Below are 14484 nucleotides of genomic sequence, written 5' to 3'. Positions count from 1 at the left end.
CGCCGGGCACCCTCGCCCGGCCTGTGCTCACCGCAACACCGGCGCGCGACGGCGGCCTCCCCGCCTGTCGGGTCGCTGACAGTCCTCCTCCCCCGAACGCAGGCGCCGCAAGCCCTCGGGGTCCAGGACCGCGATGCGGCCGCGCCCCAGGCGCACCAGGCCCAGGTCGGCCAGCTCGCCGAGCGCGCGCGTGGTGTGCTCGCGGGTGATGCCGGTCAGGCGGGCGAGCTGCTCGTGGGTGAGGCGGATGCGTTCCGGGGAGGGGCCGCCCCCCGTCAGGCCGAGGAGGGTGGCGGCGACCCGCTGGGCGGCGGAGGCGAACGAGGCGCCGGCCAGCCGCTGCTCGCACTCGGCCAGGCGGTCGCCGAGCAGGGCGATGATGCGGGCGGAGACCCGGGCATCCGACAGCAGCAGGCGGCGCACCTCGGCCTCGCCCATCCGGCACAGTTCGGCCTCGTCGACCGCCTCGGCCCAGGTGCCGTCCATCCGCAGTCCGGCCGCGCGCATGGCGCCGAAGACCGTGCCGGGTCCGGCGGTGCCCACGGTGGCGGTGCGCCCCTCCTCGGACACGCGGAACAGCCGCACCCGGCCCTGTTTGACGATGAACAGCGCCTCCTCCGGGTCGCCGGGCGCACGGACGATGCCGCCCGCGGGCACCCGCACCGACGGCGCCTGCCTGCCGATCTCCTCCTTCTCCCAGATCGCCAGGTCCCGCAGGACCTCCGCCTCGGTGAGGCAGCCCGTCACCGGCGCCGGGGGCCGCATGGACGTGCTCACCCGATCCCCTCCCGTGTCCGTCCGAGGGATGAGCCCACCGCACACGCGGGCGGCCGGACGGGCGAGTGTCCGCGGGATGACACTCCTCGTCAGCGGGGAGATGGTGGCGCCGCAGGGCAGGAGGGACCGACCCTGCTCAGCCCCGTGCCCCCTCCTCCGTCTCCACGAAGCGGGCCGTCCGTCCGCCGTAGCCGCCGAAGAACTGGGCCACGGCCTGCTGCACCGCCATGGCGTGGGTCGGGTACGCGTGCACCGTCTGGGCCAGGCGGCCCGTGAACATCCCCGTGCGCATCGCCAGCGCGAACTCGTGGACCAGCTCGCCCGCGCGCTCCCCCGCCACCGTCGCGCCGAGGATCCGTCCCCCGCCCAGGCCGCCGAGCCACCTGCGGCGGCCCGCGACCACCTTCACGAAGCCCTCCGTGCGCCCCGCCGTGATCGCCCGGTCCACCTCCGACATCGGCAGGTACGCCACCCGGGCCCCGGGGTCCTCGCGCGCCGCCTGGCGCTCGGTCATGCCGACCCGCGCCACCTCCGGGGCGGTGAACACGGCCAGCGGCACCTGCGCGTCGTCGTACCGGCTCCGGCCCCTGCCCCGGGACAGCGCGTTGGCGGCGGCCACCCGGCCCATCGCGTAGGCCGCGTGGGTCAGCAGGGTCCGCCCGGTGACGTCCCCGGCCGCGTACAGGCCGGGCGGCGACGTCGTGGCCATCCTGTCGTCGGTGACCACCGCCCCGCGCGCGTCCACGGCCGCACCGGCGGCGCGCAGCCCCAGGCCCGCCGTGGCCGGGGTGCGCCCCACCGCGACCAGCACCCGGTCGGCCACGACCGGCCCGCCCGCGGCCAGGTCGATGCGGTCCCCCTCGGAGGTGGCGCACGCCCGGACCGCCTCGGCGCCCGTGCGCACGTCGATCCCCTCGGCCGTGAACCGGTCCTCCACGACTCGGGAGGCCTCGGGCTCCTCCCCGGGCAGCAGGCACTCGCGCGCCTCCAGCACCGTCACCCGCGCTCCCAGGCGGGCGAAGGCCTGGGCCAGCTCGCACCCGATCGCCCCGCCGCCGAGCACCGTGATGCGCTCGGGCAGGCGCTCCAGGCCGAACACGGTGTCGCTGGTCAGGTAGTCGATACCGTCCAGGCCCCGCACGGGCGGGATCGTCGGCTCGCTGCCGGTGGCCACCACCGCCCGGGCGGCCGCCAGTTCCTTCCCGGCGACGCGCACCGTGCGCGGGGAGTCGAACTCCGCGCGCCCCCGCAGGACGTCGATGCCCTCCCCGCGCAGCGCCTCCGCGTCCTCGGTGGCGGCGATGCGCGCCACGGTCCCGTGCACCCGCCCGATGGCCGCGCCGAATCCCTCGCCCTGCGCGGCGGCCTCGATCAGGGTCTTGGAGGGGACGCACCCGGTGAAGGTGCAGTCCCCGCCGGGCGGCCCGTCGGCCACCATCAGCGGGCGCGCGCCCTTGGCGGCGGCCGTCCGCGCCGCCGCCAGCCCTGCGGACCCGCCGCCGATCACCAGGAGGTCGTGCGTCACCCATGCGTCCTTTCCGAGGAACCCTTTCGGCCGATAGGGCGAGTAACCCGCATCCGGCTCGTGAAGGCGGGACACATGTCAGCCAGACGACAGGTTTTCCCGCCCCCGTCCCGTCTCCCTCGGCACTTCGTGCGTTGTGTGACCACGGGCACCGAAATCCGGAAGCACCCCCGCCAGGGTCGGACCGTCAACCCCGCCGGGGACCCCTTGTGTCCCCGCCCGATCCTGGAGGTACACCCATGTCTAATTCCGTCGAGGCGACCGCCACCCCCGACCTGGTGACACGCGTCTGGAAGGGGGCAGTGGCCGGAATCGCCGGAGGCCTGGTCTTCGGCATGATGATGGCGATGACGGGGATGCTCACCATGATCGCGTCCATGATGGGCAGCGACAGCGCCCTGGTCGGCATGCTGATCCACCTGATGATCGGCGCCGGGTTCGGCGCCGGGTTCGGCCTGGTCGCGGGCGGGATCGCGAACCGGATCGGCCCCGTGCTGGGCGCCGGGGCCGCCTACGGCGTGGCGTGGTGGATCATCGGCCCGCTGGCCGCCATGCCGATGATGATGGGCATGCCGATGTTCTCCATCGACCAGACCGCGATGATGAGCCTGGTGGGGCACGTCGTCTACGGCCTGGTGACCGCGGTCGCACTGTTCTTCCTGTCGCGTCGCTGACACTCCCCCGGCCGCCGACCCGGACCCGCGGTCCACTGGAGGCCCGGCGCCCGCCCCGGGTACCTGGGCCGGGCGGGCGCCGCCCACCCGTGCAGGAGCGACGAGAAGGCAGGAACCACCATGATCCGCGCCGTGTGGAACGGCACCGTGCTCGCCGAGGCCGAGCGCACCGTCGTGGTCGAGGGCAACCACTACTTCCCGCCCGACTCGGTGGCCCGCGAGCACTTCTCCGACTCCCGGCTGCGCACGGTGTGCCCGTGGAAGGGGATCGCCCGCTACTACGACCTCACTGTCGACGGCCAGACCTACCCGAACGCGGCCTGGTACTACCCGCGCCCGTTCATCTTCGCCCGCAGCATCAAGGGGCGCCTGGCGTTCTGGCCCGGAGTGGAGATTCAGGCCACCGAGGAGACCGCCGGGGGCCGCCGGTGAGCCTGCAGCGCCCCGGAAGGGACTTCATCGGCCCGGGAGCCCCCGGGGGCGGGGGCGGCGCATCCGGCGGCCCCCGCCTTCCCATGTGGCGGATCGGCCTGGCAGGCGGGCTCGCGGGCATGCTGTGCTGCGTGGGCCCCACCGTGCTGGCGCTGCTGGGTGTGGTCGGCGCCGGGACCGCGTTCGCGTGGGCGACCGCGCTCTACGACGGGTACGCCTGGTGGTTCCGGCTGGGCGGCCTGGCCGTGATCGCCCTGCTGGTGTGGGTCTCGCTGCGCAGGAAGAACGCCTGCACCCGCGAGGGGGTGCGCGCGGTGCGGGGGCGCCTGCTCGGGGTCGCGGCCGTGGTGGTGGCCACCTACGCGGTGCTCTACGCGGCCACCACCTGGCTGGGCACCTTCGCCTGACCCTCCTCGCCTTCCCGCCCCGCCTGGGCCGTCCGCCCCGCCCGCCCGGCCGACCCGCTCGGCCCGGCCCGTCCGGGCGGGTCCGCGGGCGCCGCCGTACACCCGCCCGCTCCCCCGGTCTCCGCGATGCGCACCCCACGCCGCCCGCGTCCCCGGTAGTTTTCGGGGTGCGGACGCGTGCGGCGGAGGCGGGAGCGGTGCGATGACCGGCATGGAGCGGGCCATGAGCCTGCTGGGCGGGCAGGCCGACCCGCGCCTCCAGCAGGCCGCCTGGGTGGCCCGCTGTGTGGGACGCGGCGCCTCGGCCCCACTGACCTCGCAGGACGTCGCAGCGCTGGCGGCGACCCTGCAGCGGCACAGCGTGCCGCGCGGCGGCGCCGCCTACGGGCAGCGCGACGACCGGCCCGGGGTGTGGATCGTGCGCTCGGGACGGCTGGAACTGACGGCCGGCTCGGGGACGGGCCGGGTGGTCGTGCAGATCCTGCGCGGCGGGGACGTGGACGGCGACATCCAGCTCCTGCTGGACATGCCCTTCCCCTACACCGCCCGCGCGCTGGAGGACGCCGAGCTGCTGCACCTGCGCCCGGAGGACTTCGAGAAGCTGGTGGCCACCCACCCGGGGATCGCCCGGCGGTGGCTGTCGAGCGTCGCCGAGCGGCTGAACACCAGCCACATGCGCATTCTGGGCCTGCTGGGCAAGTCGCTCGTATGGCAGACGTCGCGGCTGCTGCTGGACGAGGCCGAGGAGGGGGCGGTGCACCTGCCCCAGCGCACCATCGCGGCCATGCTGGGCGTGCGGCGCCCCTCCCTCAACAAGGTCCTCAAGGACCTGGAGAGGGAAGGGCTGGTCGCGCTGCGCTACTCGGCGATCGACATCCTCGACGAGCAGGCGCTCGCCAAACGCGGGGCCTGACCGGTCCGCCGACGCACCCCGGGGGAGCATGGGCCCCGGACTGCCACGGACTGCCACGCCGGGCGCGACGAACACGCCGGACACGACGAAGGGGCGCGGCCGCCTCCAGGGTCCCCTGGAAGCGGCCGCGCCCCTCTTCCCTCCTCCTTAAGCGGGCTTCTCCGCGGTGAACAGTGCGTACCCCACCCGGCCCTCCTGCACCGCGCGGCGGGCGGCCTCCAGGTAGGGGGCGACCGCCTCGCCGTCCACGCCCGCCTCCGCCAGCCGCTCGGGCGCGGCCATGGCCAGCACCCGGAGCCGCGCCTCGATCCGGTCGACCATCCGCTCCAGCGCCGCATCGTGCCGCTCCACCAGGCCGACCCGCAGCCCCGCCCCCTCCAGCAGCTCCAGGTACCCCGACGTGGGCAGGGCGTCGGCGATGCACGCGATCCACCCGGCGATCCCGGCCAGCTCGCGCGGCAGGCCGCCCTCCACCACCACGTCGGTCACCCCCACGCGGCCCCCGGGCCGCAGCACGCGCGCGAACTCGGCCGCGGCGGCCCGCTTGCCGGGGAAGGTGCACAGGGCGCACTCGCACACCAGGGCGTCGTAGGCGCCGTCGGGTACCGGCAGGTGTTCGGCGTCGCCGTGCAGGAACGCCACGCGGTCCTCCAGCTCCGCCTCTCTGGTGAGCGCCCGCGCCCGCTCCAGCGTGGGAGCGCCCAGGTCGACGCCGTCCACGCGGGCGCCGCGTTCGGCCGCCAGCAGCCGGGCGGTGGCGCCCGGCCCGCAGGCCGCGTCGAGCACGCGGTCCCCGGTCCCCACGCGCAGCGCCTGGGCCATCTCCCTGGTGAGGGCGCGCCCGCCGGGGTGGTAGGCCTCGCCCAGGAGCAGCGCCACCGCGTCGGTGCCGTAGGCGGCCGCGCAGCAGGACTTGACCTCGTCGGCGGGCGAGGAGGCGGGCGGGACCGAAGAGAACGACGAGAGGTCAGGCATCGGCGCCGCCCTCCTCCGGCCCGGCGGAGCGTGCGATCCGCGACCCGTAGGGCGACTGGACGGTGGTCGCGGACAGCTCCCGGGCGTTGGGCACGACCGGAGCGACGTCGACCCCCGACATCTGCGCCCGCACCTCCTCCCTATAGCCGACCGAGTTGTAGGCGCAGAAGGGGATGATGCGCCCGTCGGGGGTGATCTCCTCGACGCAGCACTTCATGAGCTGGCGCACGTTGAGCGTGTAGGGGTCCTGGAAGTCCTGCAGGACGATCATGAACACCTTGTCGCCCAGGTCCTTGGCGGCTTCGGGCAGGTCGATGCCGCAGGCCTCGCACTCGGCGGCCGCGGTGGCGGTGGCCGCCTGCAGGCTGTCCATGGTGCCGGGGGTGCCCATGAACGCCGACGCGCTCCACAGCCGCTCCAGGCTGGCGCGCAGCTCGGGGTCGGGCAGCACCCGGTTGCTGACGTAGTCCAAGTGCTCCTCGATGTCGACGAGGCGCGGGATGGGCACCACGTCGGTGGTGCCGTCCGGTTTGCGGTCCACCAGCAGGTAGGTGATGGACCGGCAGGTGGGGAAGCAGCACGGCACGGGGAAGAAGTCGCCGGGCTTGAACCACTCCGGGCACTGCTCGTTGATGAGCTCCATGACGTCGGAGTTGGTCAGCCGGGTGAGGGGGTCGAACTCCACGTGCCGTCCGGAGTGGGTGACCGGCTGGAAGGAGACCGACCGCACCGCCGGGTGGTCGATGCCGTACCGGATGATGTCGCCGACCTCGTGCTCGTTGAGGCCGCGCTCGACCGCGGCGACCAGGGTGACGGTCAGCCCCGCCTCGGCGCAGGCGTCCAGGGCGCGGCGCTTGCGCTCGCGCAGGTCCTTGCCACGGATGGCCTTGTGGGTGGCCTCGTCGAACCCGTCGAACTGCAGGTAGATGTTGACCGAGGTGCCGTTGCGTCCGTTGCGCTCGCCCAGGGCGGCGGCGAACCGCCGGTCGGTGGCCAGCCGGATGCCGTTGGTGTTGATGTTGACGACCTGGATCGGCCGTTCCTGGGCCATGTCGACGAAGTCCAGGATGTTCTTGTGGATGGTGGGCTCGCCGCCGGAGAACATCACCACCTCGGGCTCGCCCTCGGCTTCGACGAAGGTGTCCAGCATGAGCGCGCACTGCTCGCGGGTGATCGAGTAGCCATCGGGCTGGTGACCGGAGTCGGCGAAGCAGATCGGGCAGTCCAGGTTGCACGCAGTGTTGACCTCGATGATGCCCAGGCAGGCGTGCTGCTTGTGCTCGGGGCACAGCCCGCAGTCCTTCGGGCACCCGTCCTTGACCTCGGTCTGGAAGGTGAGCGGCAGGGTGCCGGGTTTGTTGAACCGGGCCGACTCGGTGTAGGCCTGCGCGTCCCCGTACACCAGGGCCTCGAAGGTCCCGTGCCCGGCGCAGCGCTTGCGCAGATACACCTTGCCGTCCCGGATGTTGACCTGGGCGTCCACCACCTCCTTGCAGACCGGGCAGATGCTCCTGGTGAACTCGACGAACACTTCGTCGCGGTCTCGTCTGTCCGCCACGGGCGGCCCCCGTCCTCTCCGTCGGCGGCCCCGAACGCGCGGAGGGAGCGGCGCGGGCCCGCCGCCGGGGCACGGTGGCGGCGGGACCGCCCGCTCCCTGCGGCCCGTCGGCGGGGCCTGCTCCGGGCGGGCCGCGCATCGAAGCCCACCCCACGCCGGTCCGCGCGGGCGGCCGATTGTCGCCTGGGCGACAGTATCGGTGCGCCGGTGGCGCCTCAGGTGCCCAACACGCGGGAGAGGAACCCCCGCACCCCGCCCGGGCGGTCGGCTTCCAAGTGCGGCGCGTGCTCGCGGACCGCCCGCACCACCGCGCCCACCGAGGGGTTCACCATCCTCTCGCCGCCGACCACCACCGTGGGCACGGTCTCGTCCCCGCCGGTGATGGCGCGCACGCGCGCCGCCGCATCGTCGTCGGACCAGATGTTCACCTCATGCAGCCGTACACCCGCCGCGCGCAGCCCGCCGCGCAGCGCATAGCAGAAGGGGCACCCCGGCCTCCAGTACATGACCGCCTCGGCGCCGCCCCCGTGCTCGGTCATCGCAGCTCTCCCACCTGTCTCTCACCGGTCGTCGTGTCCGGCCATGGTGGCCCCGCGCGGCCGGTGTGCCCGCATGTCTGTTCGGGCGCTGACACATCGCCGCTGCGGAACCGGTTCCGAATACCAGTCTGGAGGCCCGGCGGTCGCAAGGCCGGACGGCCGGACCGGGACGCGGCGAGGGAGGCGGGCCAGATGCGGATCGTTCGGAGCGTACGAGCCCTCGCCGCGTCCGCTGCGGTGCTCGCCCTGGCGGCGACGGCGTGCGCCGCCCCGGGCGGGGACGGCGCGCAGGGGGGATCCGCCTCCGGTTCGGGCAGGCCCGTCCTGGAGCGGGGACCACTGGAGGAGGGGGTGGTCTCCGCCCTGGACGACCCGGACGCCGAAGGACTGCCCGAGCCGCTCATCGACACCGGCCTGCTGGTCAGGGGCGGGCCGCCCGCCGACGGCATCCCCGCGCTGAGCACCCCCGGTTTCGAGGACGCTTCCGAGGTGGACTGGCTGGAGGACGCCGAGGGGGTGCTGGCGGTCGAGGTGGACGGCGACGACCGCGCCTACCCGGTGCGCATCATGGTCTGGCACGAGATCGTCGACGACGTCGTCGGCGGCGAGCCGGTGTCGGTCACCTACTGCCCGCTGTGCGACTCGGCGCTGGGCTTCCACCGCCAGGTGGGCGACCGGGTGCTCGACTTCGGCGTCTCGGGGCTGCTGTACAACTCCGACCTGGTGATGTTCGACCGGCAGACGCACTCGCTGTGGCCGCAGATCGAGGGCCGTGCGGTCGCCGGGGAGCTGGCCGGCACCGAGTTGGAACGGATCTCGGTGCAGGTCCTGCCCTGGGAGCGGTGGCGCGAGGAGCACCCCGACGGGCTGGTGCTCAGCCAGGACACCGGCTATGAGCGGTCGTACGGCTCCACCCCCTACCCCGGCTACGACGACCCCGACAGCTCGCCGCACTTCCTGGAGGGCGACGCCGACGGCCGCCTGCCCGCCAAGACCCGGGTGGTGGGCCTGGGGGCGGGCGGCGACGCGGTGGCCGTCCCCGTGGAGGGGGACGGCGCGGAGGACGGCGAGGGGCTGGAGGGCCCCGCCGCCTTCCGGCTGGAGGTCGGCGGCGAACCCGTCGTCGTCCTGGCCGAGCCCGGGGCGGCGTCCGCGCTCGACGCCGGGCGGGTGGCCGAGGGGCGGACCACGGCGCGCACCGGCGCCTTCCGGCCCGAGGCCGACGGGCGGGGGCTCACCTTCGCCGGCGGCGGGGACGGCTTCACCGACGCCGAGACCGGCAGCGAGTGGAACATCCGAGGCGAGGCCGTCGGCGGCCCGCTGGAGGGCGAGCGGCTGGAGCCGGTGGACAAGGTCGACACGTTCTGGTTCGCCTGGGCCGCTTTCGAGCCGGACACCACCGTGCACACCGACGGCCCGGCCGGACCCGGGTGAGCGAGGCGACCCCGGCCGTCGCGGGGAGCGGTCCCGCGCGGCCAGCAGACTGGATGCACGACCCGACGAAGACGAGGTGACCATGGAACGCACACCCCTCCGCCCCCTTCACGGCATCACCGCAGCGGCGGCGGCCGCCGTGCTGGCGCTGGCCGGATGCGGCGCCCCGGACGGAGGCGACGGGGGCGGCCGGGACACGGCGGGCCCCTCCTCCGGTGACGGCGGCGCGGGCGGTTCGAGCGGCGGCGACGGCGGTTCCAGCGGTTCCGGCGGCGGCACGCCCGCCGCGCTGGACTTCTCGGCGCCGCTGGTCGGCGGGGGCGAGATCGACGGCGCGGAGCTGGAGGGCGAACCGGTCGTGCTGTGGTTCTGGGCGCCCTGGTGCACCATCTGCCGGGGCGAGGCGCCCAGCGTGACCGAGGCGGCCGAGCGCTACGACGGCGAGGTGGAGTTCATCGGCGTCGCGGGCCAGGGCGAGGTCCCCGAGATGGAGGAGTTCGTCGAGTCCACCGGCACCGAGGGGCTGCGGCACATCGTCGACGAGGACGGGTCCATCTGGTCCGGCTTCGAGGTGACGATCCAGCCCTCCTTCTCCTTCCTGCGCGACTCGGGCACCTTCCTGACCTACTCGGGGACGATGACCGAGAAGGACCTGGACGAGCGGGTCACCTCCGAGGTGCTGGGCGAGTAATGGACCAGCTCCCGATCGCGATCGCACTGGCCGCCGGGATGCTGGCGGTGCTCAACCCGTGCGGGTTCGCGCTGCTGCCGGGATACGTGGCGCTGCTGGTGGCCGATGCCCCTGACGCCCCCGGCGCGCGCGGACGGCGCGGTGCGGCGCTGGGGCGCGCGCTGGCCACGACGGCCGCCATGACCTCCGGCTTCGTCGCCGTGTTCGGCCTGTTCGCGCTGGTCGCCGTGCCCTTGGCGCTGTCGCTGGAGCGCTACCTGCCGTGGGTGACGGTGGTCATCGGGGTGCTGCTGGTGGCGCTGGGGGTGTGGCTGGTCAGCGGCCGGTCGCTGGCGGTGCCCGGGGTGCGTGCGCCGTCCCCGGGCAGGCCCACCCGGTCGCTGCGCTGGGCGGCGGCCTACGGGACCGCCTACGCCACCGCGTCGCTGTCCTGCACCATCGGCCCGTTCCTGGCGGTGACGGCGAGCGCGGCGGCCGCCGGGGGCACTGCGGCGGCGGTCGGGGTTTTCGGCGCCTACGCCGCCGGGATGGCGCTGGTGGTGGCGGTGCTGACGGTGGCCGCGGCCCTGGCCCGCGAAGGGCTGGCGGCCCGGATGAAGCGCGCGCTGCCGTATGTGAACCGGGCGAGCGGGGCGCTGCTGGTGGCGGCGGGCACCTACGTGGCCTACTACGGCTGGTTCGAGGTGCGGGTGCTGTCCGGGGCGTCCGCGCAGGACCCCGTGGTCGGCGCGGCGACCGCGGTGCAGGCGGCGCTGGCACGGGCCCTGCAGGAGGCGGGTCCCGTGGTGCTGCTGGCGGCCCTGGTCGTGCTGGCCGTGGCCGCGGGCACCGTGGGCCTGGTGCGTTCGCGGGCCAGGGCCGCCGCAGAGCGCGGGGTCAGCCCGCGTGAGCACGGTCCCTGAAGGCGGCCACGTCGCTCTCCTCCCAGCATTCGACCCCGGCCAGTCCGGCCATCCGGTCCTTGGTGAACACCGGGTCGCGGCCCTCCCTGCGCTGCTGGACGTAGTCGGCGAGCAGGCGGCAGGCGGTCCCGGCCAAGGGGGCGAGGGCGGCCAGGTTGACCAGGGCCATGACCCCCATGGTGAGGTCGCCCAGGGTCCACACCAGCCCGCCCGAGCCGATCGCGCCCAGGAAGACCGCGGCCACCACCGCGATCCGGAAACCGGTCGCGGCGTGGGGATTGGGGCTGATGTAGGCGACGTTGGAGGATCCGTAGAAGGTGTTGCCCAGCACCGAGGTGAAGGCCACCAGGAGGATGACCACGGTGAGGACGTGCAGGGCCCAGGGCCCCAGGTTGGCCTCCATGGCGTTCTGGGTGAGCGTGGGCCCGGCCTCCTCGGTGTAGGTCGGGTCGCCCAGCAGGATGATGAAGGCCGTGGTGGAACAGACGAGGAGGGTGTCGAAGTAGACGCCGAGCGTCTGCACCAGCCCCTGTTTGACCGGGTGGCTGACGGTGGCGCTGGCCCCGGCGTTGGGGGCCGACCCCAGTCCCGCCTCGTTGGAGAACATGCCTCGGCGCATGCCCTGCACGATGGCGGTTCCCACGCCCCCGGCGGCGATCTCACGGAACCCGAAGGCGTGCGCGATGATCTCGGCGACCACCGCGGGCACCTGGGCGGCGTTCATCGCGATGATCACCAGTCCCATGGCGATGTAGACCGTCGCCATGACGGGCACGAGCAGGGTGGCGGCGCGGGCGATGCGGCGGGCGCCGCCGAAGACGACCACCCCGGTCAGGGCGGCGACGACGGCGCCGACGGCGTAGGGCAGCCAGGACGCCTCCGGCATGCCCGCGGTCCGGGCCGTGTTCACCAGTGCGCCGGCGATGGTGTTGCTCTGGATGCTGGTGAAGACCAGGCCGAAGGTGATGGTGATGACGGCCGCGAAGAGGACGCCCATCCACCGGGCGTTGAGTCCGGCCTGCATGTAGTAGGCGGGGCCGCCGCGATAGCCGGTGGTGTCGCGCACCTTGTAAAGCTGGGCGAGGGTGGATTCGACGAAGCTCGCGGCGCCGACCACCAGCGCCATGGCCCACATCCAGAAGACGGCCCCGGGGCCGCCGAGGGCGATGGCGGTGGCCACCCCGGCGATGTTGCCGGTGCCGATGCGGGCGGCGGCCGAGACCGCGAAGGCCTGCAGGGCCGAGATCGGCCGCCCTCCGTCGGGGGCGCGGCCGGGGGCCGACCGCATGGCGCGGAACATCTCGGGCAGCATGCGGAACTGCACGCCGCCGGAGCGGACCGTGAAATAGATGCTGAGGACCAGGAGGACCGGGATCAGCAGGTAGGCCCAGAACGCGTCGCTGAGCGCGACGACCTCGGCATCCAAGGCGTCCACTGGGGGGCTCCCTTCATCGGTGGAGACGTCGTTGTCCTTCCGTGGCGGGCGTGCGCGACGCACGCCCGCCACGCCCACCGCAAAGCCCGTGCACGGGGCCGCGGGGTCGTTCATCGCATCCGGACGCGCAGGACCGGCCTCCGGCCGGAGGCTCGGAGGGGTCCTGGGAGGCGCATGTGACGTGCGCCGCAGGACAGGTAACGCCAAATTCGGTGTTCCCGCAAGATCGGCGATGAAGGCGGACGTTCCCCCCACACGGTGCGACGGCGGCACGGACCCCATCGAACGGACCAGTCGGCAACCCCCGGGAAAGCGCCTCTCGGCGGCGCTGCCGTGCATTAACTCCACGTAAACCCGAGGGCAACGGAACACCCCGAAAAAAGGAAACAGAATTAACGGAAACCTTCACTGGTGACGAGCATCACACGATGCTCCCCTCATCGACCTGCGACGATCGTCAATCGCAGACGACCGGATCATCCCATGTAATACATATGTAACATGTTTCGCCAGTGTTAACCCATTCGCTACGATCGCCGCCGTGGTACAACTTCGGATAGCACTCGCCCAGATCAATCCCACCGTGGGAGATCTGGAAGGAAATTGCGGCGCCATCGCCGATTACGCGCGCAGGGCCGCCGACGACGGCGCGCATCTCGCGGTGTTCCCGGAAATGGCGGTGACCGGCTACTCGGTCGAGGACCTGGCCCTGCGCAACGGCTTCGTCGCCGCCTCCATCGAGGCCGTGCACCGGCTGGCCGAACNGTCGTCGGCTTCCTCGACCGCCGGGTCGGCGGGTCCGCGCCCTTCGGCCAGCCCGCGGGCGCACCGCAGAACGCGCTGGCGCTGCTGCACGGCGGCGCGGTCCGGCTCGTCTCGGCCAAGCACCACCTGCCCAACTACGGGGTCTTCGACGAGTTCCGCTACTTCGTCCCCGGCGACACGCTCCCCGTGGTCCGCCTGCACGGCGCCGACATCGCCTTCGCCGTCTGCGAGGACCTGTGGCAGGAGGGCGGCCCGGTCGCGGCGGTCCGCGCCGCGCGGGCGGGCATGCTCATCACCCTCAACGGCTCCCCCTACGAGCGGGGCAAGGGAGGCGTGCGGCTGGACCTGTGCCGGCGCCGCGCCCGCGAGACCGGCGCGGCCATCGGATACGTCAACATGACGGGCGGTCAGGACGACCTGGTCTTCGAGGGCGACTCCCTGGTGGTGGACGCGCACGGCGAACTGGTGTCCCGCGCGCCGCGGTTCGAGGAGACGCTGCACACGACCGACATCGAACTGCCCGAAGGCCCCGATGAGGCGGACCTGCCCGGGGAGGCCGGGGGCTTCCGCATCGTCCGCCACACGGTCGGCGGGCGGCCGGGCGCACCGGCGCCCGCGCGGGCGCCGGTGCTGACCCCGTGCCCGGACCCGCTGGACGACACCGGCGAGGTCTACCGGGCACTGGTCGCGGCCGTGCGCGACCACGTACACAAGAACGGCTTCGCCTCGGTGGCGGTGGGCGCGGACGGCGGCGCGGGGGCGGCGCTCACCGCCGCGATCGCCGCGGACGCGGTGGGGGCCGACCGCGTGCACGCCCTGGTGATGCCCGGTCCCGGAGCCCGGGAGGACGCGCTGAACGCCGCCGAGAAGGCCGCCGCCGCACAGGGCATGGCCGTCCGGGTGCGTTCGGTGCAAGGGCTGGTGGACGCCTACGGCGCCGCCGTCGGGACCTCCTCGGACGCGGCGGCGCTGGGGGCACAGGCCCGGGGCGGGCTGGTGGCCGCGCTGTCCCGGCAGGAGGGGCACCTGGTGCTGGCCACGGGCGACAAGACGGCCCTGGCCATCGGCGCCGCCGCGCTCCACGGCGACCACGCGGGCGCATTCGCCCCCCTCCGCGACTGCTGGCGGACCCTCGTGGAGGACCTGGCACGGTGGCGCAACGCCCGGGCGGCCTCCGAAAGCGCGCCCGACCCGGTACCCGCCGAATGCCTCACCCGGGACGGGGTGCCCGACGCCGCGGCGGACGCGGACCCCCGGGTGCTCGACGCGCTCCTGGAGGCCTACATCGGCACGGACAAGAGCGTCCAAGACCTGGTCGCCGACGGGTTCGCCCCCGGCCTCGTCCGCCGGGCCGTCCGGCTCGTCGACCGCGCCGAGCACCGGCGCCGCGCCTATCCCCCGGGGCCCAAAATCACCAAGCGCGCCCTGGGCCGGGACCGCCGCCTGCCGATCACCAG

13 protein-coding genes and 1 pseudogene are annotated in these 14484 nt (G+C 74.0%); 8 read left to right on the top strand and 6 right to left on the bottom strand.

Features of this window, described 5'->3' with window-relative positions:
* Window positions 1–27: 27 nt before the first annotated feature.
* Entirely contained in the window at window positions 28–777 is a 750-nt protein-coding gene (locus D476_RS0124525) for a Crp/Fnr family transcriptional regulator (protein WP_017626565.1), read from the bottom strand.
* Window positions 778–913: 136 nt separating this feature from the next.
* Window positions 914–2302 (bottom strand): dihydrolipoyl dehydrogenase family protein, encoded by a 1389-nt coding sequence (locus D476_RS34385; RefSeq protein WP_040726961.1) that lies wholly within the window; start codon window positions 2300–2302, stop codon window positions 914–916.
* Between the two features lie 239 nt (window positions 2303–2541).
* Between D476_RS34385 and D476_RS0124515 the strand changes: the two genes are divergently transcribed.
* The 4 genes from D476_RS0124515 (at window position 2542) to D476_RS0124500 (ending at window position 4728) form a co-directional block, all read left to right on the top strand.
* Window positions 2542–2976, top strand: a complete 435-nt coding sequence (locus D476_RS0124515; RefSeq protein ID WP_051061834.1) for a hypothetical protein — start codon at window positions 2542–2544, stop codon at window positions 2974–2976.
* 120 nt (window positions 2977–3096) lie between these two features.
* Window positions 3097–3408, top strand: coding sequence for a DUF427 domain-containing protein (locus D476_RS0124510; RefSeq protein ID WP_017626563.1), 312 nt, complete (start codon window positions 3097–3099; stop codon window positions 3406–3408).
* Window positions 3405–3815, top strand: a complete 411-nt coding sequence (locus D476_RS0124505) for a hypothetical protein (RefSeq protein WP_017626562.1) — start codon at window positions 3405–3407, stop codon at window positions 3813–3815. Before D476_RS0124510 ends, D476_RS0124505 begins: the two co-directional genes overlap by 4 nt.
* Before the next feature lie 202 nt (window positions 3816–4017).
* Window positions 4018–4728, top strand: a complete 711-nt coding sequence (locus tag D476_RS0124500) for a Crp/Fnr family transcriptional regulator (protein WP_017626561.1) — start codon at window positions 4018–4020, stop codon at window positions 4726–4728.
* A 147-nt stretch (window positions 4729–4875) separates the two neighbouring features.
* On the opposite strand, the gene D476_RS0124495 is transcribed toward D476_RS0124500, so the two are convergent.
* The 3 genes from D476_RS0124495 to D476_RS0124485 all read right to left on the bottom strand — a co-directional run bounded on the left by D476_RS0124495 (window position 4876) and on the right by D476_RS0124485 (window position 7800).
* The gene (locus tag D476_RS0124495; RefSeq protein ID WP_017626560.1) at window positions 4876–5703 is read right to left on the bottom strand and encodes a methyltransferase domain-containing protein; all 828 of its coding nucleotides are present in this window, start codon (window positions 5701–5703) and stop codon (window positions 4876–4878) included.
* The gene (locus D476_RS0124490) at window positions 5696–7261 is read right to left on the bottom strand and encodes a radical SAM protein (protein ID WP_026123823.1); all 1566 of its coding nucleotides are present in this window, start codon (window positions 7259–7261) and stop codon (window positions 5696–5698) included. Before D476_RS0124490 ends, D476_RS0124495 begins: the two co-directional genes overlap by 8 nt.
* A 215-nt stretch (window positions 7262–7476) precedes the next feature.
* Window positions 7477–7800 (bottom strand): glutaredoxin family protein, encoded by a 324-nt coding sequence (locus tag D476_RS0124485; RefSeq protein ID WP_017626558.1) that lies wholly within the window; start codon window positions 7798–7800, stop codon window positions 7477–7479.
* A 192-nt stretch (window positions 7801–7992) separates the two neighbouring features.
* On the opposite strand from D476_RS0124485, the gene D476_RS0124480 reads away from it, so the two are divergent.
* From D476_RS0124480 to D476_RS0124470, 3 genes are all read left to right on the top strand, one after another.
* The gene (locus tag D476_RS0124480) at window positions 7993–9234 is read left to right on the top strand and encodes a DUF3179 domain-containing protein (protein WP_083939623.1); all 1242 of its coding nucleotides are present in this window, start codon (window positions 7993–7995) and stop codon (window positions 9232–9234) included.
* Window positions 9235–9316: 82 nt separating this feature from the next.
* The gene (locus D476_RS0124475; protein ID WP_017626556.1) at window positions 9317–9925 is read left to right on the top strand and encodes a redoxin domain-containing protein; all 609 of its coding nucleotides are present in this window, start codon (window positions 9317–9319) and stop codon (window positions 9923–9925) included.
* Entirely contained in the window at window positions 9925–10827 is a 903-nt protein-coding gene (locus D476_RS0124470; RefSeq protein ID WP_017626555.1) for a cytochrome c biogenesis CcdA family protein, read from the top strand. The genes D476_RS0124475 and D476_RS0124470 overlap by 1 nt, the downstream gene beginning before the upstream one ends.
* On the opposite strand, the gene D476_RS0124465 is transcribed toward D476_RS0124470, so the two are convergent.
* Window positions 10802–12262 carry an alanine/glycine:cation symporter family protein gene (locus tag D476_RS0124465; RefSeq protein ID WP_017626554.1) on the bottom strand — a complete coding sequence of 487 codons (1461 nt, stop codon included), beginning with the start codon at window positions 12260–12262 and terminating at the stop codon, window positions 10802–10804. The two genes, D476_RS0124470 and D476_RS0124465, sit on opposite strands and share 26 nt — an antisense overlap.
* A 541-nt stretch (window positions 12263–12803) precedes the next feature.
* On the opposite strand from D476_RS0124465, the pseudogene nadE reads away from it, so the two are divergent.
* Window positions 12804–14484, top strand: a pseudogene (gene nadE / locus D476_RS39835) (NAD(+) synthase); the annotation flags it as partial.

It is taken from the genome of Nocardiopsis chromatogenes YIM 90109, from assembly GCF_000341185.1.
GTDB classification, from domain to species: Bacteria; Actinomycetota; Actinomycetes; order Streptosporangiales; family Streptosporangiaceae; genus Nocardiopsis_A; species Nocardiopsis_A chromatogenes.
The sequence above is the reverse complement of the archived record's forward strand: the minus strand, read 5'-3'. Positions and strand labels throughout refer to the sequence as shown.